General features: G+C 55.4%; 31 protein-coding genes. All 31 read left to right on the top strand.

The window, feature by feature from the left end; translation table 11 throughout:
- Window positions 1–168: 168 nt before the first annotated feature.
- The 31 genes from IEY11_RS09765 (at window position 169) to IEY11_RS09915 (ending at window position 24,113) form a co-directional block, all read left to right on the top strand.
- Window positions 169–384 carry a hypothetical protein gene (locus IEY11_RS09765; RefSeq protein ID WP_147323819.1) on the top strand — a complete coding sequence of 72 codons (216 nt, stop codon included), beginning with the start codon at window positions 169–171 and terminating at the stop codon, window positions 382–384.
- Window positions 381–851, top strand: coding sequence for a hypothetical protein (locus tag IEY11_RS09770; RefSeq protein ID WP_188886433.1), 471 nt, complete (start codon window positions 381–383; stop codon window positions 849–851). Before IEY11_RS09765 ends, IEY11_RS09770 begins: the two co-directional genes overlap by 4 nt.
- Window positions 852–891: 40 nt before the next feature.
- On the top strand, window positions 892–1,107 hold the full coding sequence (locus tag IEY11_RS09775) for a hypothetical protein (RefSeq protein WP_118648462.1): 216 nt from the start codon (window positions 892–894) through the stop codon (window positions 1,105–1,107).
- A 41-nt stretch (window positions 1,108–1,148) separates the two neighbouring features.
- Window positions 1,149–1,925, top strand: coding sequence for a ParA family protein (locus tag IEY11_RS09780; RefSeq protein ID WP_188886434.1), 777 nt, complete (start codon window positions 1,149–1,151; stop codon window positions 1,923–1,925).
- Complete coding sequence (locus IEY11_RS09785; protein WP_188886435.1) at window positions 1,922–2,134, top strand: hypothetical protein; 213 nt, start codon at window positions 1,922–1,924, stop codon at window positions 2,132–2,134. Before IEY11_RS09780 ends, IEY11_RS09785 begins: the two co-directional genes overlap by 4 nt.
- 46 nt (window positions 2,135–2,180) lie before the next feature.
- Window positions 2,181–3,347, top strand: coding sequence for a ParB N-terminal domain-containing protein (locus tag IEY11_RS09790; RefSeq protein ID WP_188886436.1), 1,167 nt, complete (start codon window positions 2,181–2,183; stop codon window positions 3,345–3,347).
- Window positions 3,348–3,356: 9 nt separating this feature from the next.
- A complete protein-coding gene (locus IEY11_RS09795; RefSeq protein ID WP_188886437.1) occupies window positions 3,357–3,713 on the top strand; it encodes a hypothetical protein in 357 nt (118 codons plus the stop codon).
- A gap of 28 nt (window positions 3,714–3,741) precedes the next feature.
- A complete protein-coding gene (locus IEY11_RS09800; protein WP_188886438.1) occupies window positions 3,742–4,215 on the top strand; it encodes a hypothetical protein in 474 nt (157 codons plus the stop codon).
- Window positions 4,216–4,415: 200 nt separating this feature from the next.
- Entirely contained in the window at window positions 4,416–5,354 is a 939-nt protein-coding gene (terS, locus tag IEY11_RS09805) for a phage terminase small subunit (protein WP_188886439.1), read from the top strand.
- A gap of 155 nt (window positions 5,355–5,509) precedes the next feature.
- Window positions 5,510–6,004 (top strand): hypothetical protein, encoded by a 495-nt coding sequence (locus IEY11_RS09810; RefSeq protein ID WP_118648474.1) that lies wholly within the window; start codon window positions 5,510–5,512, stop codon window positions 6,002–6,004.
- Window positions 5,985–7,805 carry a phage terminase large subunit family protein gene (locus IEY11_RS09815; RefSeq protein ID WP_118648476.1) on the top strand — a complete coding sequence of 607 codons (1,821 nt, stop codon included), beginning with the start codon at window positions 5,985–5,987 and terminating at the stop codon, window positions 7,803–7,805. The genes IEY11_RS09810 and IEY11_RS09815 overlap by 20 nt, the downstream gene beginning before the upstream one ends.
- On the top strand, window positions 7,806–8,051 hold the full coding sequence (locus tag IEY11_RS09820) for a DUF6148 family protein (protein ID WP_117490811.1): 246 nt from the start codon (window positions 7,806–7,808) through the stop codon (window positions 8,049–8,051).
- Between the two features lie 19 nt (window positions 8,052–8,070).
- Window positions 8,071–9,615, top strand: coding sequence for a phage portal protein (locus IEY11_RS09825; RefSeq protein ID WP_117490809.1), 1,545 nt, complete (start codon window positions 8,071–8,073; stop codon window positions 9,613–9,615).
- Complete coding sequence (locus IEY11_RS09830; RefSeq protein WP_188886440.1) at window positions 9,575–10,714, top strand: head maturation protease, ClpP-related; 1,140 nt, start codon at window positions 9,575–9,577, stop codon at window positions 10,712–10,714. Before IEY11_RS09825 ends, IEY11_RS09830 begins: the two co-directional genes overlap by 41 nt.
- Window positions 10,715–10,727: 13 nt before the next feature.
- On the top strand, window positions 10,728–11,111 hold the full coding sequence (locus IEY11_RS09835) for a hypothetical protein (RefSeq protein ID WP_188886441.1): 384 nt from the start codon (window positions 10,728–10,730) through the stop codon (window positions 11,109–11,111).
- A 15-nt stretch (window positions 11,112–11,126) separates the two neighbouring features.
- Entirely contained in the window at window positions 11,127–12,182 is a 1,056-nt protein-coding gene (locus IEY11_RS09840; protein ID WP_188886442.1) for a major capsid protein, read from the top strand.
- Window positions 12,182–12,517 carry a hypothetical protein gene (locus IEY11_RS09845; RefSeq protein ID WP_117490799.1) on the top strand — a complete coding sequence of 112 codons (336 nt, stop codon included), beginning with the start codon at window positions 12,182–12,184 and terminating at the stop codon, window positions 12,515–12,517. Before IEY11_RS09840 ends, IEY11_RS09845 begins: the two co-directional genes overlap by 1 nt.
- Window positions 12,514–13,080 (top strand): phage tail protein, encoded by a 567-nt coding sequence (locus tag IEY11_RS09850; protein ID WP_118648486.1) that lies wholly within the window; start codon window positions 12,514–12,516, stop codon window positions 13,078–13,080. Before IEY11_RS09845 ends, IEY11_RS09850 begins: the two co-directional genes overlap by 4 nt.
- A 4-nt stretch (window positions 13,081–13,084) precedes the next feature.
- Window positions 13,085–13,573 (top strand): hypothetical protein, encoded by a 489-nt coding sequence (locus IEY11_RS09855; protein WP_188886443.1) that lies wholly within the window; start codon window positions 13,085–13,087, stop codon window positions 13,571–13,573.
- A complete protein-coding gene (locus IEY11_RS09860) occupies window positions 13,564–14,118 on the top strand; it encodes a hypothetical protein (RefSeq protein WP_188886444.1) in 555 nt (184 codons plus the stop codon). Before IEY11_RS09855 ends, IEY11_RS09860 begins: the two co-directional genes overlap by 10 nt.
- A 3-nt stretch (window positions 14,119–14,121) precedes the next feature.
- A complete protein-coding gene (locus IEY11_RS09865; RefSeq protein ID WP_188886445.1) occupies window positions 14,122–15,552 on the top strand; it encodes a phage tail sheath family protein in 1,431 nt (476 codons plus the stop codon).
- A gap of 14 nt (window positions 15,553–15,566) precedes the next feature.
- A complete protein-coding gene (locus tag IEY11_RS09870; RefSeq protein WP_188886446.1) occupies window positions 15,567–16,082 on the top strand; it encodes a phage major tail tube protein in 516 nt (171 codons plus the stop codon).
- An 83-nt stretch (window positions 16,083–16,165) separates the two neighbouring features.
- Window positions 16,166–16,576 (top strand): phage tail assembly protein, encoded by a 411-nt coding sequence (locus IEY11_RS09875; protein WP_188886447.1) that lies wholly within the window; start codon window positions 16,166–16,168, stop codon window positions 16,574–16,576.
- Window positions 16,577–16,738: 162 nt separating this feature from the next.
- Window positions 16,739–20,038: a phage tail tape measure protein gene (locus IEY11_RS09880; RefSeq protein WP_188886448.1), complete on the top strand. Its 3,300-nt coding sequence runs from the start codon at window positions 16,739–16,741 to the stop codon at window positions 20,036–20,038.
- Window positions 20,031–20,243, top strand: coding sequence for a tail protein X (locus IEY11_RS09885; RefSeq protein ID WP_118760527.1), 213 nt, complete (start codon window positions 20,031–20,033; stop codon window positions 20,241–20,243). Before IEY11_RS09880 ends, IEY11_RS09885 begins: the two co-directional genes overlap by 8 nt.
- Window positions 20,240–21,274: a phage late control D family protein gene (locus tag IEY11_RS09890; RefSeq protein WP_118760528.1), complete on the top strand. Its 1,035-nt coding sequence runs from the start codon at window positions 20,240–20,242 to the stop codon at window positions 21,272–21,274. Before IEY11_RS09885 ends, IEY11_RS09890 begins: the two co-directional genes overlap by 4 nt.
- A complete protein-coding gene (locus IEY11_RS09895; RefSeq protein WP_117490782.1) occupies window positions 21,274–21,609 on the top strand; it encodes a hypothetical protein in 336 nt (111 codons plus the stop codon). Before IEY11_RS09890 ends, IEY11_RS09895 begins: the two co-directional genes overlap by 1 nt.
- Before the next feature lie 3 nt (window positions 21,610–21,612).
- Entirely contained in the window at window positions 21,613–22,014 is a 402-nt protein-coding gene (locus IEY11_RS09900) for a phage tail protein (RefSeq protein ID WP_118760530.1), read from the top strand.
- A gap of 12 nt (window positions 22,015–22,026) precedes the next feature.
- A complete protein-coding gene (locus tag IEY11_RS09905; RefSeq protein WP_118760531.1) occupies window positions 22,027–22,350 on the top strand; it encodes a hypothetical protein in 324 nt (107 codons plus the stop codon).
- The gene (locus tag IEY11_RS09910; RefSeq protein ID WP_243183988.1) at window positions 22,334–23,461 is read left to right on the top strand and encodes a baseplate assembly protein; all 1,128 of its coding nucleotides are present in this window, start codon (window positions 22,334–22,336) and stop codon (window positions 23,459–23,461) included. The genes IEY11_RS09905 and IEY11_RS09910 overlap by 17 nt, the downstream gene beginning before the upstream one ends.
- Window positions 23,454–24,113 (top strand): phage tail protein I, encoded by a 660-nt coding sequence (locus tag IEY11_RS09915; RefSeq protein ID WP_188886449.1) that lies wholly within the window; start codon window positions 23,454–23,456, stop codon window positions 24,111–24,113. Before IEY11_RS09910 ends, IEY11_RS09915 begins: the two co-directional genes overlap by 8 nt.
- The last annotated feature ends 2 nt before the right edge of the window (window positions 24,114–24,115 follow it).

Below are 24,115 nucleotides of genomic sequence, written 5' to 3' on the forward strand. Positions count from 1 at the left end.
CCACACATACCCACGCAACGGAAACAGCAACAGCGCCCACGTCGGGCATTTCGGGCAGGAAGCGTCTTACTGCAATCACCCGAAATGCCCGCCGCCGGGTCCGCTACTGTTCTACGGGAAGACGGCCCCGCGCTACTGCCCGTTGAAGAAGAAAGAGAGGAAATAGACATGGGGAAAATCACGATCACAGAGAAGCAGGAAGCAATCATTCGGCGGCTGAATGACCCGCTTTATACCGTGGAATTTCTGAAAGAATGGGTCAACCGCAACGACAACGTATTTATCAACGCGCCCGCGGCCCTGCAAGCTATGGGCGCAAGCGGATTCTTTGCCGCCGTTCGCGCAATCGAGCGGGCGAAAGAAAGCGACGGTGAAAATACATGAACTATCGACCGAAAGTTGTTCGTTGCCGCCTGAAAACGGGCGGAAAGAGCATTCCACAAATCCGGGAGGAATGCAGAGGGCAAGGCTTGACCTACCGGGACTTTGAGAATATCCAGAGATCGAACGAAGAGTTCGACGGGCTGGTTGTCCTGCTTTCCCTGTGGGACTACGACAACCACGCAAGCTATCACCTGCATAATTGGGACCCGGCAGACGACGAAAGAATGATGATGGCGATTTACTACGCCGAACAGGTACACCCGTTCCCGCGCTACAAAAACGACCTTGCGAAATTCAAGGCGGATTGGGCGGCGCAGGCATACGACCCCGGCGGCGCGTCCCTGACGTTCGCCCCGGCGGACGTGGAAGAACTGGAAGTTCTCTGCGAGGAAGCGACGGAGCCGGAGCCGGAACCGCCCGCCCCTCCCGCTCCAAAGCGGAAAAAGCATAAGCGGCGGCGGAAGTAAGACCGGGAGCCGCTGACAAACGAAACGGAGGTAAAAGAAAATGAAACTTGCGGCATTCAACGCCGTTTGCCCCTTTGAGATTGGCGACAAAATCGGCATGAGGAAGAACGCCTGCGCGGTGGGCGGCAGAACGCTTGACGTTATCGTTGAACGGACTATCACCGACATTGTGTGTATGCACTCCGTCAAAGCCGGAACGGTGAAGTTCCTGTACGAACTGGACAACGACGGGCGTTTGGTAGAAATCGTTCGTTGACCCGCTTTCGAGCGGGAGAACCACAAAAGGAGGTTTAGACGGTGAAAACCATATCAATTATCAACCTAAAAGGCGGCGTTGCAAAGACGCTGACCGCTGACAGCATGGCCCACGTCCTCGCAACGCTCCACAACAAGCGTGTTTTGCTTGTGGACAACGACAAGCAGGGCAACACGTCAAAGGCATTCGGGGTCCATTCCTACGACGACAAGAGCATTTCGGACGTGCTGACTGCCCGGCGGCTGGACCCGCGGGAGGTCATCAAGAAGACCCGGTTCGAGAATATCGACGTAATGCCTGCGAACATGACCTTGATTCGGGCGAACATGGAAGTCCTGATGGACAGCACCCGCCCCCAACAAACGCGCCTGCGGTCCGCCCTGAACGCGATTGCGGAAGAAAACTTTTATGATTTCTGCATCATCGACAACGCCCCGGACATCAACATTTCAACGATAAATGCCCTTGTCGCGTCCGACGACGTGATTATTCCCATAAAGATTGACAAGTACGCCTTTGACGGGCTGGAAGAACTGAAAGAACAAATCGAGGACACACGGGACGACCTGAACCCGCGCTTGCGCCTTGCCGGGTGCTTGATTACCTGCTTTATCCGCGCCGACGCAGAGAAGCAGGGCGAAGCGTGGTTGCGGTCCCGCCCGGAATACCCAGTCTTTGACACCCGCATTCGCTATTCGGATAAAGTCACCGAAAGCACCTTTTCGGAAATCCCTATCGTGGAGTACAGCCGACGGAGCGGAACCGCAATGGACTATATCGCATTCGTTCAGGAATACTTGCGGAGGGGTAAACAATGACGGAGAAAACGGCGGTCCCGGAATACTGCCGGGGCGGGAAGAAAATCCGCGCGTATCAATGCGGGATTTGCGACCGACTGGACATTGACGACGTTTCCGACAAGCGGTTCTGCCGCGCCGGGTATTGGCCCGGTTGCGGCGACCCTGACGGTTGCCGGGAAGCATTCAAACCGATAACAGGCCGCGGGCGCATCGGCGTTCACCGCTAAAATGTCCGATTCGGACGGAAAGGGGCTATCTATGGGAAGATTTAATTTGAACCAGATTTTGAGTGACACGTCAAAGGCGGCGGCGGGCGGCGGGAGTGCAAAGCCCCGCCCCTCTGAAAGCCGCTATGAGAAATTGAGCGTCTTTGACCTTGTGCCGTCGGAAGACAATTTCTATTCCATGCGGGAAATCGGGGAACTGAAAGCGGCAATCGAAATTGCAGGGAAAGTTCTTCAAAACCTTGTCGTCGTTCCGCTGGGCGACGGCAAGTACAAGGTCATTGCCGGGCATCGCCGCCGCCTTGCTTCTATCGAACTTGTGAACGATGGGAAGCCGGAATACGAATTCGTACCCTGCGTCATCGAACCGACAGAGGAAGCGGCGGACGAACAGGAAATACGCGACGGGCTGGACCTGATCGTTACCAACTCGCAGAGAGAAAAGACCGCATGGGACAAAATCGAAGAGGTCCGCTATCTGCGGGAGGTTTTGGAGAAAGCGAAGACAAAGCCCCGGTTCGTCGAACTGTTGCGCCGCATCGTCGAAAAGACGTTTGAAGACGGAGAGTTACAGACGGACGGGACCCGCGATTTTATCGCAAAGGTGCTTCATACCAGCACAACGCAGATCGGACGATATGACACCATCATTCGCCATTTGTCCCCGGAATTCACGGAGGAACTGAAAGCGGACCGCATCAACCTTTCGACCGCCTACGAATTGGCGGGCCTGCCTGTGGAGAACCAGAACGCCGCCTTTAAGGAATATCACCTGACCGGGGCAATTTCCATCAAGGCCGCGCGGGAATGGAAACGTCCTGCCCCGCCTGCACCGCCCGCAGAGAACACCGCCACACCTACGCAGGCAGAACGCCCGCAGAAAGAGCGGGAACCCGTAGTCGAGCGGGACAAAGTGCCGGACACGCAGGCCACGCCGCCGTATAGCGCCGCTGTGGAGCGGGACACCGCAGACGGGACGCAGGACACGAAGCCGACCGAAAGCACCCAGCAGAGCGCACCACGCCGCCCGCAGGCTACCAGAAGTAGCGAATGCGGGATTTGCCCGTATTGCGGGGCGAAGTTTGACGCGGCAAAAGTTATCGAATACAGCATTCGCGGCGCGGCGGAGGGAAAGCCGCACACCTGCCAACATTGCGGACAGCGGGTGAAAATCTTTTGTTCGGTTTCTTATTTCTGTTCCCCGGCGGAAGAGTGAGGGGCGCAGATGGACGAATACAAGACCGATTATCTGGAAGCCGCGGCGGAGGAAGCAGAGCGTTTCCGTGAAGCCGCGATGATACTTGCGGAGCGGGCGGGCATATCAGCGGAAGAAGCCATATACCGCATTCAAGAAGCTGTGCAGGTCATACGGGACGAAATCACGTCCATTGCGGACGCGCTGACAAGCGCAGTTGAAAAATTCATCACGCAAGTTGAAGAAGTCGTAGCGCAGGCAGAGCCGAAGCACCGCCGCAGAAAACGGCAGAGAGAGCGGGCCGCGCTGATTGAACGGCGGTACATGGTACAAATCAGACATTACGAGCGGGCGCACCCTTTCCGCAGGGTATATAAGCCGCCTTGATAGAGCAGGAACAGGAGGAAACGGAGCAATGAAGCAAGAAAGAGTTATTGCTATTCTGGATTTTTACCGGGATATAGATAAAACAGTCACCATGAACGAGCGGGTTATTCGGAACCTTGAAGATCAATACTATTCCACGTTAGGCGCGGTGAATTCCGACGGTATGCCACACGGGAAAGGTGGGGTTTCAAACCCCGTCGAACGCGTCGTGCTGAATATCCCGCAGTCCGTTTCCGACACTATCGCAAATATGCGCCGGGAAAACGAAAGGCTGACCGCGATAAAGGGCGAAATTCTTTCGGAGTTGAACGCCCTGAACTACCGCGAAAAAGCGGTGATTTACGGCTTTTACATAGACGGGCTTCAATGGGAACGTCTTTCGCAACGCGTAAATTACAGCCCGCGGCAATGCCGGAATATCCGAAACATTGCGCTGGATAGATTGGCAAAGCGCTTTGAGCAGAACAAGCAGATTTCCCGCTACGTTTTCCCGGAAAAATAAGATTGCCACCTATTGCCCGTTCTTCCTGCTATAATTGGCATTGTGAAAAGTGAACACAACGATACGGGCGGCGCATTCCTCCACGCCGCCGGAAGCCTGAAAACGGACCATGTTTTGAACATGGCCCGTTTTTTACGCACTTCCGCGGCAACGCCCAGAACGAAAAATGAAAAACAAACGAAAGGGGGCGCGGCGGACGCATGGCAAGAGAGCGAAACCCGGAACGTGACAAAGCCCGGCGGATATGGCTTGATTCTGGCGGAACGCTGACGGCCCGACAGGTTGCGGAGCAAGTCGGCGTAAAGCCTGAACAGGTCCGCAAATGGAAAAGCCTTGATAGCTGGGCGGCGGAACTTGAAGCGCAGAAACCACCGCGGAAGCGCGGCGGACAACCCGGCAATAAGAACGCCGCAGGTGCGGGCGCTCCACACGGGAACCGAAACGCGGAAACCCACGGCGCATATTCAACGGTTCGCCTTGCGGACCTCCCGGACGAACAGCGCGAATACATCGAAAGTATCACGCTTGACACGGGAACGAATATGCTTTCTGAATTGCAACTTCTGATTGCAAAGGAAGCCGACCTGCAAAGCAAGATTGCAAAGATAGAGAACGGCGACCCGGACGCGCTGTATATTGACCGCGTTGTTGAAATGCGTGCGCCAAAGAGTACGGAGCGTTTGGAGCAACAGCAAGAGAAACTGGAAACCCTGCGCCGTAAGCGTGATGACCTGACGTGGGAGATTGACAGCGGCCCGGATGGTAAGCCGCCGTCAAAGGCAAAGCAAAAGCAACTGGACGAATTACAACGCGAAATAGCCGCGCTGGAAGATACCACGGCAGACCGTCAAATGGAGTTGGAGAAATCCAGTTACAAAGTCAATATGCAAACAGTCATCAAGGCAAGCGCGTTTGATCGCGCTATGAAACTGGAAGCCGAACTGAACAAGATACACGGGCGTATCATCAAGCTACTTGATTCTATCAAGGGTTATGAGATGGAAAGCCGCCGCCTGCGCCTTGAAGAGCGCAAATATAATCTTGCGAAGCAAAAACTATCAGGAGCGTTCGACGTTGACCCTGAAACGGGCGAAATCATCGACGAAGTGGACGACCCGTGCGGCGACCCGGAAATTTGAAATAGGTTCTTTCGGCGGAGCCTACGGCCTGCGGGTCCGCGACGCCCGGCGTTTTTTTAGCCACGAAATTTTTTTGAACGCTTCCGGGCCGTGCCGATTTTTTCAGTATGGGGGTGTTTTTTCGAGAAATAAGGGCTTGGGAGGGGTGAAAAACCGTGAAACTTTACGACGTGCGGGCGGTTGCCCGGTTTTTGGACGTGTCAGAACGGCGCGTCCGACAGCTACGCGACGAAAAAGTGATAGCGGAGGTTCGCCCCGGCCTGTATGACCTGATCGACACGAACCACCGCTATATTAACTACCTCCGAAAGCGAAACCCGGAGGGCGACGAAACCATAGATTACAACACGGAGCGGGCAAAGCTGGTTCGGGCGAAGCGCAAAAACGAAGAGTACGAATTGCAGTTGAAAGAAAATCAGCTTCACGCGGCAGAGGACATCGAAGCCGTTATGACTGATATGCTGGTAAACTTCAAATCCCGGCTTATGGCGATTCCCTCGAAACTGGCCCCGGTCCTTTGTAAGAAGACGGACAAGGCGGAAATTTTCGCCCTGCTGAAAGACCACATCGACGAAGCGTTGATGGAACTTTCGGACTTCAAAACGACATTCGGGGAAAGGGTGAAAGAAGATGAAAAAAGCGACGGTTGACCTGTTCACCCGCATTTTCTCCGTTCTGGCCCCACCCCCCAACATGACAGTTTCGCAATGGGCGGACAAATACCGCCGCTTGTCCTCCGAATCATCGGCAGAGCCGGGGCGATGGCGAACGTCAAAGGCCCCGTATCAACGCGAAATCATGGACGCAGTATGCGACATGAGGGTTCAGAAAGTCGTTATCATGTCCGCGGCGCAGATCGGTAAAACGGACGCGCTTATATTAAATCCTATCGGCTACTATATGCACTACGACCCGTCACCGATTATGGTTATGCAACCAACTATTCAGATGGCGGAAACGTTCAGCAAGGACCGTCTTTCGCCTATGTTGCGCGATACCCCGGTTCTACGCGACAAGGTGAACGACAAAAGCCGGAACAGCGGCAACACCATTTTGCAGAAAATCTTTCCGGGCGGTCATGTAACGATGGTAGGCGCAAATTCGCCGTCGTCCCTTGCGTCACGCCCTATCCGCATTCTGCTTGCGGACGAAATCGACCGATACCCGGCGACGGCGGGCAACGAGGGCGACCCACTGTTACTTGCTGGAAAGCGCCTTGCGACATTTTGGAATAAAAAAGAAGTCTGTGTTTCGACCCCTACCAACAAGGAAACGTCCCGCATCGCTGTTGAATTTGAACACAGCACGCAGGAAGAATGGAACGTACCTTGTCCGGCCTGCGGAGCATTCACCCCCCTGCTGTGGGCGAATATCGTATTTGACCGGGATAAGCTGGACGAAATCGGCTGTACCTGCCCGGCCTGCGGCGTGGTTTCCAGCGAAACGGAGTGGAAAGAACAGTACATCAACGGAAAATTCGTTGCGGCCCACCCGGAACGAAAGGTCCGGGGCTTCCACCTGAACGCCCTTGCTTCCCTGTTCGTGGATTGGCGGGAAATCGTTGAAAAGTTCCTGACTGCGAACGAAGAGAAGAAAAAAGGCAACATCGAACTTCTGAAAGTCTGGACAAATACCGAAATGGGCGAAACGTGGGAAGAGGACGGCGAACAGATCGAAACGGACGACCTCTACAAACGCCGCGAAAAATATAATTGCGAAGTGCCGGAAGAAGTTCTTGTGCTGACGGCAGGCGTTGACGTTCAGGACGACCGTTTTGAAGCGGAAGTCGTCGGCTGGGGCGTGGACAAGGAAAGTTGGGGCATCAAGTATCAAGTCATTTACGGTGATTTGAAGCTAAAGCCCGTGTGGGACGAACTGGACCGCTTTCTTTCGCAGACGTTCACAACGGCAGACGGAAGACACCTGAAAATCATTTGCGCCTGCGTCGATTCCGGCGGACACTTCACGACGCAGGTTTACCGCTTCTGCAAGGAGCGGACAGCCCGCCGCGTGTTTGCAATCAAGGGCAAGGGCGGCGCGGAAGTCCCGTACTTCAACCGACCGTCAACGGCAAACAACATCAAAACCCCGCTTTTTACCGTGGGCGTTGATACAGGCAAGGCGCTTTTATATCAGCGTTTGGCGGTGCAGGAAGAGGGACCGAATTACTGCCACTTCCCGCGGGAGAAAGACCGGGGATATACGCAGGAATACTTCAAGGGCCTAACCGCCGAAAAAATGGTTATCAGCTACAAGCGGGGCAAAGCACAATACGTCTGGACCCTGAAAGACGGCGGCTACAAGCGAAACGAGCCGTTGGACATTCGGAACTATGCGACCGTCGCGCTGGAAATCGCAAACCCGATTTTGAAGCCGCCGGAGCATGACACCACCGCACCCGCCCCGCGGCGGCGCGGCAGGCGTTCACGGACGAACGGAGGAATTCTATAAATGGCTACATCACAGAAAGCGCGGCTTGAAATCGCGCGAAAACACCTTGAAGCGTGGCTTGCCGCCGAATTGGAGGTAACAACGCATCAAAGCTATACCATCGGTTCGCGGAGCCTGACGAAAGCCGATCTTTCCGAAATCGGCGAACGCATCAAGTATTGGACGAATGAGGTTTCCCGGCTGGAAAACATCGAAGCCCGCGGCGGAAGAAACCGCGTGTTCCGGGTAGTGCCGCGGGACCTGTGAGAAAGGACGGTGAAGCGGTTTGAACGCATTAGACCGGGTGATTGCCGCTGTGTCCCCGCAAACGGCGGTAAAACGCGCCGCCGCCCGCCGGAAGCTGGATATTCTGGATAGCGGGTATGGAAACTACGGCGCATCACACACGAAGAAATCGCTTGCGGGCTGGCTGTATGGCGGCGGGTCCGCAAAGGAAGATATTCAGGACAATTTATCAACCCTGCGGCAACGTTGCCGCGACCTCTACATGGGCGTTCCGTTGGCGACGGGTGCGCTGAAAACCTGCCGAACAAACGTCATCGGGTCCGGCCTGCGGCTGAAAAGTCAAATTGACTATGAAGCGTTGGGAATGGACGAAGAAGCCGCCCGCGACCTTGAACGCAAAATCGAGCGGGAATTTTCGCTGTGGGCCGATTCGACCGCCTGCGACCTTGAACGGCTCGACAATTTCTACGAACTGCAACAACTCGCGTTTCTGAACTGGCTTATGAGCGGTGACGTTATCGCAACATTGCCCGTGACAAAGCGGGCGAATATGCCTTACGACCTGCGAATTTGTCTGATCGAAGCGGACAGGCTGAGCAATCCGAACGGGATTGTTGACCCGCATATCATCGGCGGCGTTGAAACCAACGACGCGGGCGAAGTCGTGGCCTACCATATCAGCAAGCACCACCCTCTTTCGTATGACATGACGGAAACCGGGTGGACGCGCGTTGAAGCGTGGGGCGCAAAGACCGGGCGGCGAAATGTGCTTCACATTATGAACCGGGAGCGCATCGGACAGCGCCGCGGCGTGCCGTTTCTTGCCCCGGTCATTGAAGCGCTGAAACAGCTTGGGCGATATACAGACGCGGAACTTGTCGCCGCCGTGGTTTCTGGTATGTTCACGGTGTTTATCGAAAAAGAATCCGCGTCCAGCGACGGCGGGTTCGGTGAAATCATTCCAGAGGACGCACAAGTAGACGCAGGCGACGACAGCACGATTGAACTTGCCCCCGGCGCAATCGTGGATTTGAACGAGGGCGAAAAAGCACACGACATGAACCCCGGCAGACCGAACACGGCTTTTGACGGGTTCGTTGTGGCTATCTGCCGTCAGATCGGCGCGGCCCTTGAAATCCCCTATGAACTGTTGGTAAAGAACTTCAACGCGTCTTACAGTGCGTCCCGCGGGGCGCTTCTGGAAGCATGGAAAATGTTCCGTATGTATCGGACGTGGCTTGCAAATGATTTTTGCCAACCAGTCTATGAAGAATGGTTCGCCGAAGCCGTGGCAAAGGGCCGCATTCCCGCGCCCGGCTTTTTCTCTGACCCGCTGATACGCAAGGCGTACACGGGCGCAGAGTGGAACGGCCCGGCGCAGGGCCTTTTGAACCCGGTACAGGAAGTCACCGCGGCGGAAAAGCGCGTGCAGAATGGTTTCTCCACCCGCGACCGCGAAGCTATGGAAATGAACGGTTCAGACTTCTACCGAAACGCCGCGCAGTTGAAGCGCGAAGAAAAAATGTTAAGGGAGGTAAAAGAAAATGGAGAAAACGGCAACGCCGCAGGCAAAACCGAAGAATAAACACTTTTGGAACTTCCAACCAGCAAGCGGGGACAATCCCCCGGAACTCATTCTTTACGGCGACATCGCTTCTGAAACATGGTGGGGCGATGAAGTGACCCCGCGGCAGTTCACGGAGGAACTGGACGCGCTGGGCGCTGTGCCTGAAATCGTGGTACGCATCAACAGCGGCGGCGGTGACGTGTTCGCCGCAAATGCCATTTACACCCGCCTGAAAGACAACGCGGCGAAAATCACCGTGAAAATCGACGGTTGGGCCGCGTCTGCGGCGACGATTATTGCAATGGCGGGCGACAGCATCGAAATCCCCGGAAACGGCGTTTTCATGGTGCATGACCCGGCGTTGGGGCTGTTGGGCTACTTCAACGAAACGGAACTTGCGAAAATGACCGATGAACTAAAGGTCATCAAGCAGTCTATCGTGAACGCCTATACCCTGAAAACGGGGAAGGACGCGGCGGACGTTGCCGCAATCATGGCGGCTGAAACGTGGTACGACGGCAAACAGGCCGTTGACGCGGGTTTCTGCGACAAACTCATGTTTGAGGACGCGGAAACGACCGTGGAAAATGCGGCAAAAGTCGTTGTGAACAGCGTTTCCCTCGACCTGACGCGATTTCCGAATATGCCTGTATCGTTGTTAAACCGCATGACGGCCCGCACGCCCGGCGGTTTTTCAAATAAAACCAACCATAAAAATACCGAAAAGGAGCGAAACACAATGGACGGAATCGAAAAAATCACTACGGTTGACGGCCTGAAAGCAGCTTTCCCCGACCTGACGCGTCAGATCGAGGACGCGGCGACAACCGCGGAGCGCAAGCGCATTCAGGACATTGAAGACGTGGCGCTTGCGGGCTATGAGAGCATCGTAAACGACGCGAAGTTCAACAACCCCATTGCGGCGGGTGACGTGGCAAAAGCTATCGTTGCCGCGCAGAAGAAGCAGGGCGGAACTTACATCAAGAACCGCGACGACGACGCGCAGAAGAGCGGTGCGGGCGACGTTGGAGCGGGCGCACATGAGGGCGCAGGCGATGACGGCGGCGACAATGACATTGACAATGCCATTGACAAACTGTTCCCTGTGACGAAGTAAAGGAGGAAACACCATGTACGAAATCCAGAAAGACCAGAGCGTACCCGTGAAGTTTTTCGCCGGAGAATACCCCGTAGTTACGGCGGTCAAGGCTGTTGCCACTGGAAAGAGCGTCAAGCAGTACGAACCCGTCAAGCTGACGGAAAGCGGCATTGAACCCGTTGCAAAAGTCGCCGCAAGCGAAGCCGTGAGCGACACAAGCACCCCGGCGAAGTCCGAGTATGAGAACACCACGGCGGGCATTTACGGCATCGCCGCGACCGCCGCAGAAGCCGCGGAAGAAGTCGTCGTCTACCTGACGGGCGAATTTTTCGCGGACGCTATCACCTTGCCGGAGGGCGTGACCGCCGATACGCTGGCAAAGGCGTTCCGCAATATCGGAATCTTTTTGAAGTAAAGGAGCGAAGAGAAAATGGCTATCGAAACAACTATTTACACCCCGCGCACGCTGGGTAAGCTGATTACCAGAATGCCCCCCGTGCATACCTTTTTCCGCGATACCCTGTTCAAGAACCGCCGCACTTTCCCCACGAAGAGCGTTGACGTTGACTTCAAGAAAGGAAGCCGCGCCCTCGCACCGTTCGTTCACCCGAAAGTCGGCGGCAAGGTGGTTCCGAACAGCGGCTACCAGACGAAGACTTACACCCCCGTTCTGCTGGCCCCTGACAAAATCACCACCGTTGACGACCTGCTGAACCGTTCTGCGGGTGAAAACCCGTACAGCGGCAGAACCCCCGCGGAGCGTGCCGTTGAGAAGCTGGCGGACGACCTGCGCGAACTGAACGAAATGATCGTGCGCCGCGAAGAGTGGATGGCGGCTACCGCCATTTTCACCGGGCAGATTCCCATTATCGGCGAGGGCCTGAACGAAGTCATCGACTTTGACTTCACCAACAAGGAAACCATCGTCAGCGCCGAAAAGAAGTGGAACGCCGATACTTCCGACCCGCTGGGCGATTTGGAGCGCTGGCGTGAAGCCGTCCAGAAAGAGGGATTTGTGAACTGCAATATCTGCATCATGGCAAAGGACGTTGCGAACGCCTTTGTAAACAATGCAAAGGTCAAGTCCGTTTTGGACGTTCGCGCCTATGATTTGGCAGTTATCAAGCCCCGCGAACTGCCGAACGGCCTTACCTACATCGGCACTATTCACAAGCTGGGCCTTGACCTCTACCAGTACAACGAGTGGTATCTGGACAACTGGACCAACCCCAACGCCCCGGCACAGAAGCCGCTTGTTCCCGACGGCACGCTTGCCCTGCTGTCTACCGAAGCGGAGTATTCTATCTACTACGGCGCAATCACCATGATTCCTGAAGAGGGCAAGACGTTTGTTACCGTGGAGGGCGACCGCGTGCCGCAGACGTGGGTTGAGCGCCGCCCGGACCGCCGCTTCCTGCAAGTCAACAGTAAGCCGCTGACCGTTCCCCATGAGGTCAATAGCTGGTACGTTGCAAAGGTCCTGTAATGAACTTCAAAGCGCAGGTTGAACGGGACCTTACAGCGGTATTCCATAACGCCCGCGAACACGCCGACGTTATGGAATTCTGGATTGACGGGGTGCGCTACAAAGGCCCCGTCATCATTGATGACGGCGGCGCACAGGACAGGAAAAAGCCGTCTACGGACCATGTAGACGGCTTGGTTCTTGTTGACCTTGTTGTATATGTCCCGCTATCCCTGTTGAAGACCATTCCACAAAAGGGCCTGAATATGGAAATCGGCGACCACATTTACCAAATCACAAAGGTTCACCCGGAAGCTGGGGAAATCGTTCTTTATTTGGAGATGCTGACCGAATGATTACTATTACAGCCGAACAGATCGAGCGGGTCAACCTGATTTTATCGGGTGTTCCCGGCGGCATAGAAAAGGCGCTGTCAAGCACTATCCGCCGGGCGAACAATACCGTTCGTTCTGAAACCCTAAAGGGCATCACGACCGTTTATGCAATCACGCGGCAGAACGTCCGGGCGGAAACGACAATCAAGGTCCGCACACAGTCCAGCGACGGCGGAATTGTTGGGACTGTCCTGTTTGCGGGCCACAAGATACCGCTATACCGCTTCAACGTATCGCCGACAATTCCTATCCAACGGGCTACCGTGTCGGCGGCGGTGCTTGCCGGAAACGGGCGCACGCCGTTTCAAGACGCGTTCATTGCACGAATGCAAAGCGGACATACAGGTATGTTCGAGCGCGACGGTTCAAAGCGCCTGCCTATCAGCGAGTTCATGGGGCCGTCTACGGCACAGATGGCGGGAAACAGTATCGTTCTTGCCGACGTGGAGGAAAAGGCACAAGAGGTCATCAACAAGCGCGTTGAACACGAAATCACCCGCATTCTGAACGGGTACGGAGGTTGAACGCATGACACCTTTACAACTGCTTGACGCGCTGGAAGCGTTTGTGAAGCAAGAAACAAAAGACATTCTTTTACCCGTCCGGGTGGACCGCAAGAGTGGAGAGAACAAGGAACGCGCGGCGGAGGTCTACAAAATGCGCCTGCCGAACAAAACCGCGCAAACGGAGCGGGTCCCCTACCTGCTGTTGCAGTACATCAAAAGCACCGACACGCAGGAACAGGGACAGGACCCGGAAAGCGAATGCATCGTGCGTATCGTCGCCGCCACCTATTCGGAGGACGAAAGCGAGGGCGCAATGTGCGTCTTGAACCTGCTGACGCGAATTCGTGTCGCCCTGCTGAAAGATGGCGTTGTCGGCGGGCAGTTCGTCTTGAAATCTCCACTTGAAATGATTGTGTACCCGGACAGCACAGCCCCTTACTATTTGGGCGAAATGATGACGAAATGGACCATGCCGATTATCGAAAGTGAGGTTCAACAGATATGGCAGTAGAATTCAAGTCCAGCATGAGCAAAAACGAACTACTGGAAATTGCCGCGGAACACGGCATCGAAGCCGACGACAGCATGAAGAAAAACGACATTCTAAAACTGCTGGAACAGGCACGCGCCGCAGAGGGCGCACAGGAGCCGCAAGACAGCGCAGAAACGCCCCCGGAGGGTAACGACCCGGCGGAGGGCGACGAAGCAACACAGGAGCCGCAGGACGGCGAGGAAAGCACCACCGGGGACAGCAACACAGAGCCGCCCGCAGAGGACGCGCAGGAAGCCGCCCCGGAGGGCTACGGCCTGTTCGTGTATGCCGGTCCCTCCCTCCCGCACGGACGCTTGAAAGAACACGCCGTATTCAACGGTACGTTCGAGGACGTGAAAGCCTACCTTGCGGACGTGCTGGAAGACTACCCGCAGGCGGAACGTCTGATCGTTCCCGTGGAGCGACTTTCCGCGTTTGCCGCAAAGGTCAAGACCCCCGGCAATATCGCGCACAAGTATTACAACGACATTGTTTCGACAATGCGAGGAAACAAGGAGGTATAAACGATGGCAAACTATTTTCACGGCGTTTCGACGCGTCAGAACGACACGTCGATTTCTACCCCTGTAACCGCTGATTCTGGTATTGCGTTCGTCGTCGGCGCGGCCCCCGGTCATACCGTGGACGGCGCACCGAACGACCCTATCATGTGTCAGTCTTACGCGGAAGCCGTCGCCGCTTTGGGGTATAGCGACGATTGGGAGAAGTACCCCATTTGCGAAGCTATCTATTCGCAGTTCAAGCTGTACGGCGTGGCCCCTGTGGTGTTCGTGAACGTGCTTGACCCTGCGAAGCACAAGAAGAGCGTCGCAGAACAGAACTACCCCGTCGCAGACGGAAAAGTTCTGCTTCCCCTCGAAGCCCTGAAAAACACGGTCAAGGTGACAAGCTACACAGCCGGGACCGACTATGAACTTTTCTATGAGGGTGAAAACCTGATTCTTGAAGTTCTGGACGGCGGCAGTATTCCCGCTGAAACGGGAGAACTGACAATCACGTTCGACGCGGTGGACCCCTCCAAAATCAACGAAAACGACATTATCGGCGGTTTCGATACCAGCACGAAGAAGTATTCCGGTCTTGAACTGATCGACAAGGTTTTTCCGAAATACGGCATCGTCCCCGACCTTATCGTTGCCCCCGGCTGGTCCGACAAGTCCAATGTCGCGGCGGTTATGACCGCAAAGGCGGATGCAATCAACACAGTGTTCACGGGTGCAAAAGCCCTGATCGACGCGGACGCCAACACCGTTCGACACTACGCGGACGTTCCCGCATGGAAGAAAGCGCAGAACATGAACAGCAAGGCGGAAATTCTCTGCTGGCCCATGTTCGGGTTGGGCGACCGTGTGTTTCATGCGTCCGTCCATGCCGCGGGCCTGATGGGAAAGACCGATTCGGACAACGGCGGTTGCCCGGCGGAAAGCCCGTCGAACAAGTCCTTGCAGATCGACCGCGCTATGCTTGCGGACGGAACGACCGTGCTTCTCGATCTCGCGCAGGCAAACTACCTGAACAGTAACGGCATCGTTACGGCGCTGAACTTCATTGGAAGCTATGTGCTGTGGGGCGATGAAACCGCCTGCTTCCCCGCTGATACGGACGTGAAGAACTACTTCATTTCCGTTTCCCGTATGTTCGGTTGGGTTGCCCGTTCTGTCATTCTTACTTATTGGAGCAAGATCGACAAGAAAATGACGCGCCGCCTTATCGACAGCATCGTTGATTCCGTCAACATTTGGCTGAACGGCCTTGTTTCGGAAGAAAAGCTGCTGGGCGCACGCGTGGAGTTTCTGGACGAAGAGAATAGCACGACCGCGCTTATGGCGGGCAAGGCTGTTTTCCATATCTACATGACCCCTGCAAGCCCCATGAGGGAATGCGAATTCGTCCTTGAATATGACGCGGACTATGTGACCGCGGCGCTGTCGGCGTAAGGAGGTAAAGAACAATGAAAGTTGAAAACGGCGTAACCAACTTTGCCGTATACGAGGACGCGACCGAATATTACGGCATGGCAGAAGTCACACTTCCTGAAATCACGCAGATTTCGGAAGAGGTCAAGGGTGCGGGCATCGCAGGCGCGTTCGACGGAACGTTTGTCGGACACCTTGAAGCTATGTCCCTGACCCTGAATTTCCGTTCCGTCACTACGGACGCTATCAAACTGGCAGAGCCGCGCAAGCACCAGCTTGATTTGCGCGCGGCCCAGCAGTCTTGGGACAACAGCACGGGCCGCTATGTTCAGCAGGCCGTGAAACACGTCCTTGTCGTAAATCCCAAAAAGTTTGCACCCGGCAAACTGGCCCCGGCATCTTCCGCGGAAGCGTCCGGCGAATATCCCGTGACCTACTACGCAACGTACATCGACGGTAAAAAGGTTCTGGAAATCGACATTCTGAACTTTATCTACTACGTCAACGGCGTTGACTACCTCGAAGACGTGCGAAAGGCACTTGGCAAGTAAAACCCGGCGGGGCTTCCCGCTGGGTTTTATTATGCCCTTTTCTGTATCTGAAAATATAAATTTCTAAATCGGAGGAATTGACAATGAGTGAGAACATCAAGAACGCCGCCACAGAGAGCGCACAGAACGCCGCAGGCGCGGCGGAAGCTGTCACCCATGATATGACCGCGGAAGCCGTAAACGAACCCGTACAGGCAGACGCAGGCGTTTATACGCACACGTTCAAGAAGCCTTTCGAGTACGCGGGTGAAACCTATACGACCCTGACGTTCGATTTCGAGAAAATGACGGGCCGCGATATGGTTTCTATCGAAACCGAAATGCAGATGAACAACGAATACTGCCTTGCGCCGGAAGTGTCCCGGAGTTTTCAAGCGAAAATGGCGGCAAAGGCCGCGGGCATCGGTAGCGACGTTCTCGACGCTATGCCTATCAAGGACTTTAACCGCATCACCAACGCGGCAAGGAGTTTTTTAATCGACACGGGCTATTAAAAAGCCCGGCGAAGTGGTGGCGGCGGGAGTGCTTCAAGCTGGCGCAAGCAACGTATACGCCCGTCCCGTTCTGGCTTGATATGAACATGACGGAAATTACGGCGTGGATTGAGGACATAAACGCCGCCGCGAAACAGAAGTAGACGAAAAGGGGTGGTGAATTTGGCTGGACGAAAAGAATACGAACTGCTTTTCAAACTGCAAGCGGCTTTGGGCGGCAACTTCAACACGGTTTTTCAAAGCGCGTTGAACACCACAAAGCAGATGCAGAACAGCCTAACGAAGCTAAATTCCATCACCGGGAAAATCGACGCTTACAAAAAGCAGGAAGCCGCCCTCGAATCGAACCGCCAAAAGCTGGAACGCCTGACCGCAGAGCATGACAAACTCCAACGGGAAATGAGCGAAACCGCCGCCCCGTCGGAAGAACTGCGGCAGAAGATGGCGAAGAATGAAAAGCAGATCGCCGCGACAACTGCGAAAATCGAAGCGCAGGAACAGCGGTTGCAGACGCTTGGTTCTGAACTGTCCGACGCAGGCGTGAACACGGCGAATTTGAGCGCGGAGAATGAACGGCTTGCAAAGACCTATGACAAGGTAAAGAAAAGTCAAGAGGAATTGGCAAAGGTAAGCGCCGCCCTTGAACAGAACAACGCGGCAATCTCCCAAACGAAGACCCAACTTGCGGGAACGCTTGGAACCCTTGCCGCACTGGGCGGCGCTATCTATGCCGGACCCGTGAAAAAGGCTGCTGAATTTGAAGCCCAAATGTCAACCGTCAAGGCCATTTCCAACGCATCGGCGGGCGACATGAAGCGGCTTTCAGAGGAAGCGAAGCACATGGGCGCGACAACGCAGTTCACCGCAGTTGAAGCCGGAAAAGCCCTTGAATATATGGCTATGGCAGGATGGAAGACCGACCAAATGTTGGGCGGCTTGCCCGGCATTATGAACCTTGCCGCCGCGTCCGGCGAAGACTTGGGGCAGGTTTCCGACATTGTAACGGACGCACTGACAGCATTCAACATGACGGCAGACCAGTCCGGGCGCTTTGCGGACGTACTCGCGCAGGCATCTTCCAACGCGAACACCAATGTTTCCATGATGGGTTCGACATTCCAGAAAGTAGCGCCCGTGGCGGGCGCGTTGGGCTACTCTGTGGAAGATATGTCGCTTGGAATCGGTTTGATGGCGAATGCGTCCATCAAGGCAGAAGTCGCAGGCACAAGCCTAAAGACGGCCCTTGCGAACATGGCAAAGCCCACAAAGCAAATGCAAGCCTACATGGACAAGTACGGAATCAGCCTGACAAATGCGGACGGAAGCATGAAGACGTTCCGCGGGGTCATCGACAATCTGCGGTCCAGTTTGGGCGGGCTTTCCGAATCCGAACAGGTGGCGGCGGCTACCGCCATTTTCGGCAAAGAATCTTTCGCGGGTATGCTTGCTATCGTAAACGCAAGTGACGCTGACTTCAAGAAGCTGTCCGATTCGGTCAACAACGCCGCAGGCGCGGCGGAGCGCATGGCACAAATCAAACTGGACAATTTCGAGGGTAAAGTTACCCTGCTGAAATCCGCATTTGAGGGCCTGCAAATCGCGCTGGGTGACGCGCTGTTACCGACATTCACACAAGGGGCGGAGAACGCCGCTGAACTGATTTCCAAACTGACGGAATTTATCAACGCAAACCCGGAACTTGTGCGGACCATCGTAAAAGTGACGGCGGGGCTGTTGGCATTCAAGGCCGCGGCCCTGACTGCAAAGCTGGGCTTTCTTGAACTGAAAGGCGGCGTGCTGACTATTCAAAAGGTCATGGCGCTTTTCAAGGGAAAGACAGCACTTGCGGGCGTGGAAGCCGTCGGGTTCGCAGGAAAGGTCAAGGGCGTTGCAAAGAGCGTGACCGGGTATTTCGGCGGCATTGGGTCCGCGGCGGGCGGTGTAGGCCGCGCGTTCGGGCAAATGTTCAGCGGAACAAAAATCGGCGGCGCGTTCTCCAAAATCGGCGGCGCGGCGGGCGGCGTATTCTCGAAGCTGTTTTCGGGAATGGGCGGCGTTGCGACGCGGGCATTCACAGGCGTTGCCGGGACCATCACCAACATATTAGGCAAGGCCGGGACCGCTGTTGCGGCGGGTCCGCTGGGTAAAATCGGTTCCGTTATCGGAAAGGGTTTCGGGAAAATAGGAACCATGATTGCCCCGCTTCAAAAGCTGGGCGGCGCTATCTTGGGGCCGTTCAGCGGCATTCTTGGCAAAGTTCTTCCCGTGGTGGGCGTTATTTCGCTGATCGTTGCCGCGGTCCAAATCCTACGGGACAATCTGGACAAGGTGCGCGAAGTCGTAGGCCGGGTGTTCGGTGACGCTGGACTTGTCATTTTCGACAAGGTGGTTGCGGCAATAACAAACATCGGCGATACGATACGCAACGTCTTCACGGACGGCAATTTGGGCGGCGCACGGCAATTCCTGATAAACCTGTTCGGAGAGGAAGCAACGGGCGTTATCGACGGGGCCATTACGATTTTGCAAACCGTCTGGAATATCCTTTCCGGGTTCATCGAGTTTGTGAACACCTATGTTCGCCCTATTGTGGAACAAATCTTTTCTTTCATCGTCGGGACCGTGCTTCCGCAGATCGCGCAGGCGTTCGCGGAGTGGGCACCGACTATCGCTTCTATCCTGCAAGGGCTTGCGGAAGTGGTTTCAACCATTGCAACGGCAATCATGGCAGTTATTCAATTCCTTATGCCAACGATACAAAGCATCATCGGCGTTGCGCTTGAAACCATCAAGGGCGTTGTATCTGGTGCGCTGACTGCGATAAAGGGCCTTGTAGACGTTTTCGCAGGCATATTCACGGGAGATTGGACCCGTGTTTGGGAGGGCGTGAAAAGCATATTCAGCGGCGTTTGGAATTCTCTAAAGAGCATTGCAAGCGGCGTACTGAACGGCATTATCAGCCTTGTAAACGGCGTGATTTCCGGCTTGAACAAGCTGAAAATCCCTGATTGGGTCCCCGGCATCGGCGGAAAGGGCATCAACATTCCGTTGATACCGCGGTTTGCAACAGGTACAGACAGCACGCCGGACACGTTCATAGCTGGTGAGCAGGGCGCGGAACTTATCACCAACGCAAAGAACCGAAGCGTATTCACCGCGGCGCAGACGGGAAGCATCTTCCGCAATCTTGCGGACACGGTAAACGCTATTCGCACCGCAGGGGCCGCGCCGTATCAACTGGCCTATGCGGGAGCGCCCGGCGTTGCCGCACCGACCCTGAACGCAGGCGACGGAAGAACGTCCGTCGTCATTCACAGCGCACCCGTGTTCCACGTCGGAAACGACGCGCAGGCACAGGACATTGAAGAAATGCTACGCCGCCACGACGAAGAGTTGTTGGACGAAATCGACGAGCGGGAGCGGCAAAGACAGGACGACGAAAGGCGGCGGAACTATGACTAAATACACCACAATAGCCGGGGATATGTGGGACGGCATCGCCTATAAGACATTGGGCGACGAAGCCTACACAGACCGGCTTATGAAGTTGAACCCGCAGTACCGCCGCACTTTCGTTTTTCCCGCCGGAATCACACTGACAGTTCCAGAGCCGGAAACGCGGGTTTCCTCTGACCTGCCGCCGTGGAAGCGAGGGACTGCCGAATGAATGCACGAAGAACCGCTGTCCGCCTGACCTTTGCGGGGGTGGACATTTCGACCGACATAAACAAGCATCTTCTTTCGCTAACCTACACGGACAACGAAGAGGATAAAACGGACGACCTGCAACTATCGCTTGATGACCGCGAGGGCGTGTGGCTGGGAAACTGGCTGAACACACCCGGCGCGTCAAAGGGCGTGGAAATCTCCGCCGTCATCGTTCAAAAGAATTGGGAATCCAACGGGAAAGACCGTGTGCTTGACTGTGGCGTTTTTGAAATCGACACCGTGGACGGGAGCGGCCCGCCCGCAAAAGCGACCATCAAGGCCGGGTCCATTCCCTACAAGTCCACCGTGCGGACGCAGAAGAAAACGAAAGCATGGGAGAACTACACGCTTTCCAGCATCGCAAAGGAAATTGCGGGCAAAAACGGGCTTACCTGTATGTTTGAATCCGCGTTCGACCCTCTGTATACCCGGAAAGAGCAGATACAGGAATCGGACATCACCTTTCTTCAACGGCTTTGCAAGGCCGCGGGAATCAGCCTGAAAGTTACCGCAAAAATCATCGTTCTTTTCGACGCGGCGGCTTATGAGCAGAAAGACGCGGTGCGCGTCATCAAGCGCGGGACGGCGGACGTTAGTTCGTGGTCCTTTTCAACCAGCTTGCACGACGCGTCATATAGCAAGTGCCACGTTTCCTATACCGACCCAACGACGGGAAAGACCATCGAATACACCTACACCCCGCGAAACGCGGATAAGGACGGTCAAGTTCTGGAAGTGAACGAAAAGGTTTCCAACAGAGAGGAAGCCCGGCAACTGGCAATGAAGCGCCTGCGGCAGAAGAACAAGGGCGAATTCAAGGCATCGTTCAAACTGACTGGGGACGCGCGGCTTGTGGCTGGCATCACGGTTCAGGTATCGGGCTACGGCGCGTTCGACGGAAAATACATCATCGAAACGGCGACGCATTCCGTGTCAAAGAGCGGCTATAAAACCGATTTGACGCTGCGCCGGGTATTGGAGGGGTATTGATGGCCGATCTATCAGTTTTGAAAAATATCGTGAGGACGGGCCGGGTTTCATCGGTCAACGCCGGGAACCGCACCGCCCGCGTCACGTTCGAGGACAAGGGGCAATCGCCGCTTGTGTCGGGAGAACTAAAGGTCATCAAGAACCCGCCGTTCATTCCGGCAAAGGGAGCGGCACAGAGGACGGAAAGCGAAAGCGGCGGAAGCGGTGAAGCCGCCTTTGCCGCCCATTCGCACGCCGTCAAAATAGCCCCGTGGTTGCCGTCGCCGGGCGACTATGTTTTATGCCTGTATATCCCGACGGACGACGGCGACGGGTTCGTGATTGGAGGGATATAAACAATGGCGCTTATCGGGAATTGGGGTGACTTCACGTTCTACGTTTCCGCAGACCAAATCAAGACGTTCGACAGTCTGAAATGGGACAGCGCGGCGAAGTATTCCACCCACGACCGACACTTACGGGAACCCCTGTTAGAGTACACCGGGACGGACGTTGAAACGATAACGTTCACCATGTTCTTTTCCGTGTTCTTGGGGGTAAACCCTATCAAAGAAATTGCAAGCCTGCTTCAAGCTATGCGGCGCGGCGAAGTGAACCGACTTGTCATCGGGCCGAAAGCCTACGGCACGAACAAATGGGTCATTACGAAGCTGTCAAATTCCTTGAAGCGGTTCGACCGATGGGGCAACCTGCTTGTCGCGTCGGTGAATGTTACGATGCAGTCTTACGCAGTCAGATAAGGAGGGCGGGAAATGGCATATATCGTGAAAGCCTTTACGCCCGGCAAACTCAACCTTGCGCCGGAAACGCTGGAAGAGGAAGTTTTGCAGAATGTCGCTATCATCGTGTCAACGCCGAAATTCTCTGTCCCACTCGATAGGGGGCTTGGGTTGGCGCAACGGTTCATCGACAAGCCGATACAGGTTGCACAATCTATCTTGATTTCGGAGGTTCTGGACGCGGTAGAAGAGTATGAACCGCGGGCAGAGGTAACAAACGTCACGTTTGAAGCGGGCGAAACGCCGGGCCTGCTGGTCCCCGTATTGGAGGTGAATATCGTTGACAACGAAGAGTAGAACATACCCCGACATTTCCTACGTCGAAACCGACACGGAAACAATCGTGAATGCGCTGATACAGGGGTACGAAAAAATCGCCGGGCGCACGCTGTACCCGGCGGACCCGGCGCGGCTGTTCATTCTGTGGGTTGCCGATATTATCGTTCAAGAGCGGGTGAACATTGACTTTTCCGCGAAACAGAATATCCCGCGGTATGCAGAGGGCGAATATCTTGATTCCCTCGCAGAACTGTTCAAGGGCGCGGAGCGGTTGGAGCCTGAAAAGGCCCGAACGACCCTGCAATATACGCTTTCTATCCCGCTGGAAGTGGCAACGACCATTCCGGCAGGCACGCGGGCCACGCCTGACGGTGAAATCGTGTTCGCTACGCTGGAGGACCTGACAATTCCTGCGGGACAGCGGACCGGGAGCGTGGAAGCGGAGTGCCAAATAGAGGGCGAAAACGGAAACGGATTTGTCCCCGGACAAATCAACCAGCCGATAGACGTTTTCCCCTACTACGAAAGCGTCGAGAACATCACGGAGAGCGCAGGCGGCGCAGACAGGGAAAGCGACGCGGCGTTCTATGAGCGTATGCGGGAGAGCGTAGAAACCTATTCCACGGCGGGACCGCTGGGCGGGTATGAGTATTTCGCAAAATCCGCGTCGGCGCTGATCGCAGACGTGAAAGCAACGTCCCCGAAGCCGGGAGAAGTAGACGTGCGCGTTCTGCTGACAGGCGGCGAACTGCCGGGGGAAGAAATCTTGAAAGAGGTTTTGGACATTCTGAACGCCGACACGGTGCGCCCGCTGACGGACCATGTGACCGTCGCCGCGCCGCAGGCCGTCCCGTACAACATCGACGTGACCTACTACACGCAGGAGGGTAGCGCATTGAGCGCCGACACCATCGCGGCGGACGTTGCCGCGGCGGTGAAGTCTTTCCAGAAGTGGCAGGCCGAAAAGATGGGCCGGGACGTGAACCCCTCCCAGCTTATCGCCCTGTTGATGCAAACGGGCGTAAAGCGTGTTGAAGTCCGTTCCCCTGTCTTTACGACTGTGGAAGACAACGCCGTTGCACAAATCGGCACGGTTTCCGTCGTGAACGGAGGTGCGGAACGTGAATAACGAAGACTTCTATTCGGCAGACTTCACGAATTCGCTTCCGCCTGCGCTGAAAAACGACCCCGACATGATGGCGCTTGCACAGACCATTTCGGCACAGTTGCAGACGACCGCGGCGGAAATCCGAAAGAACATCATTTACGCCCGTATCGACGAACTGGACGAAGCGACGTTGGACGTGCTGGCCTATGACCTACACGTTGACTGGTACGACTATTCCTACCCTATCGAGGTAAAGCGCCGGACCATTCGGGACAGCATACAGGTCCACCGCAGATTGGGAACGAAGTATGCCGTTGAAAAGGCGTTGGGGGCTGTGTACCCCGGAACGAAAGTGGAAGAGTGGTTCGAGTACGGCGGCGACCCGTATAAATTCCGCGTCGTCATCGGTGCAACGGAAGCGGGCATAACCGCAGACCGTCAAGCGGCGGTCCTCGACCGTGTGCGTTTTTATAAAAACCTGCGGTCACACCTTGAAGCAATCAGTTACCAAATCGAAAAGCGAACAGCGGTCAAGGTTGCCGCCGTCCACGCTATCGGGCAACGCGTCGAAGTCTACCCATACTTGGCGCGAAATATGGAATCGCACGGCGGGTTCTACTGCGGCGGCTATACGCAGTACGGGCGGAAACTTGCAGTATTCCCAAATAAATAACG

The sequence above is a fragment of the Butyricicoccus faecihominis genome, from assembly GCF_014648015.1.
In the GTDB taxonomy this organism is placed as follows: Bacteria; Bacillota; Clostridia; order Oscillospirales; family Butyricicoccaceae; genus Agathobaculum; species Agathobaculum butyriciproducens.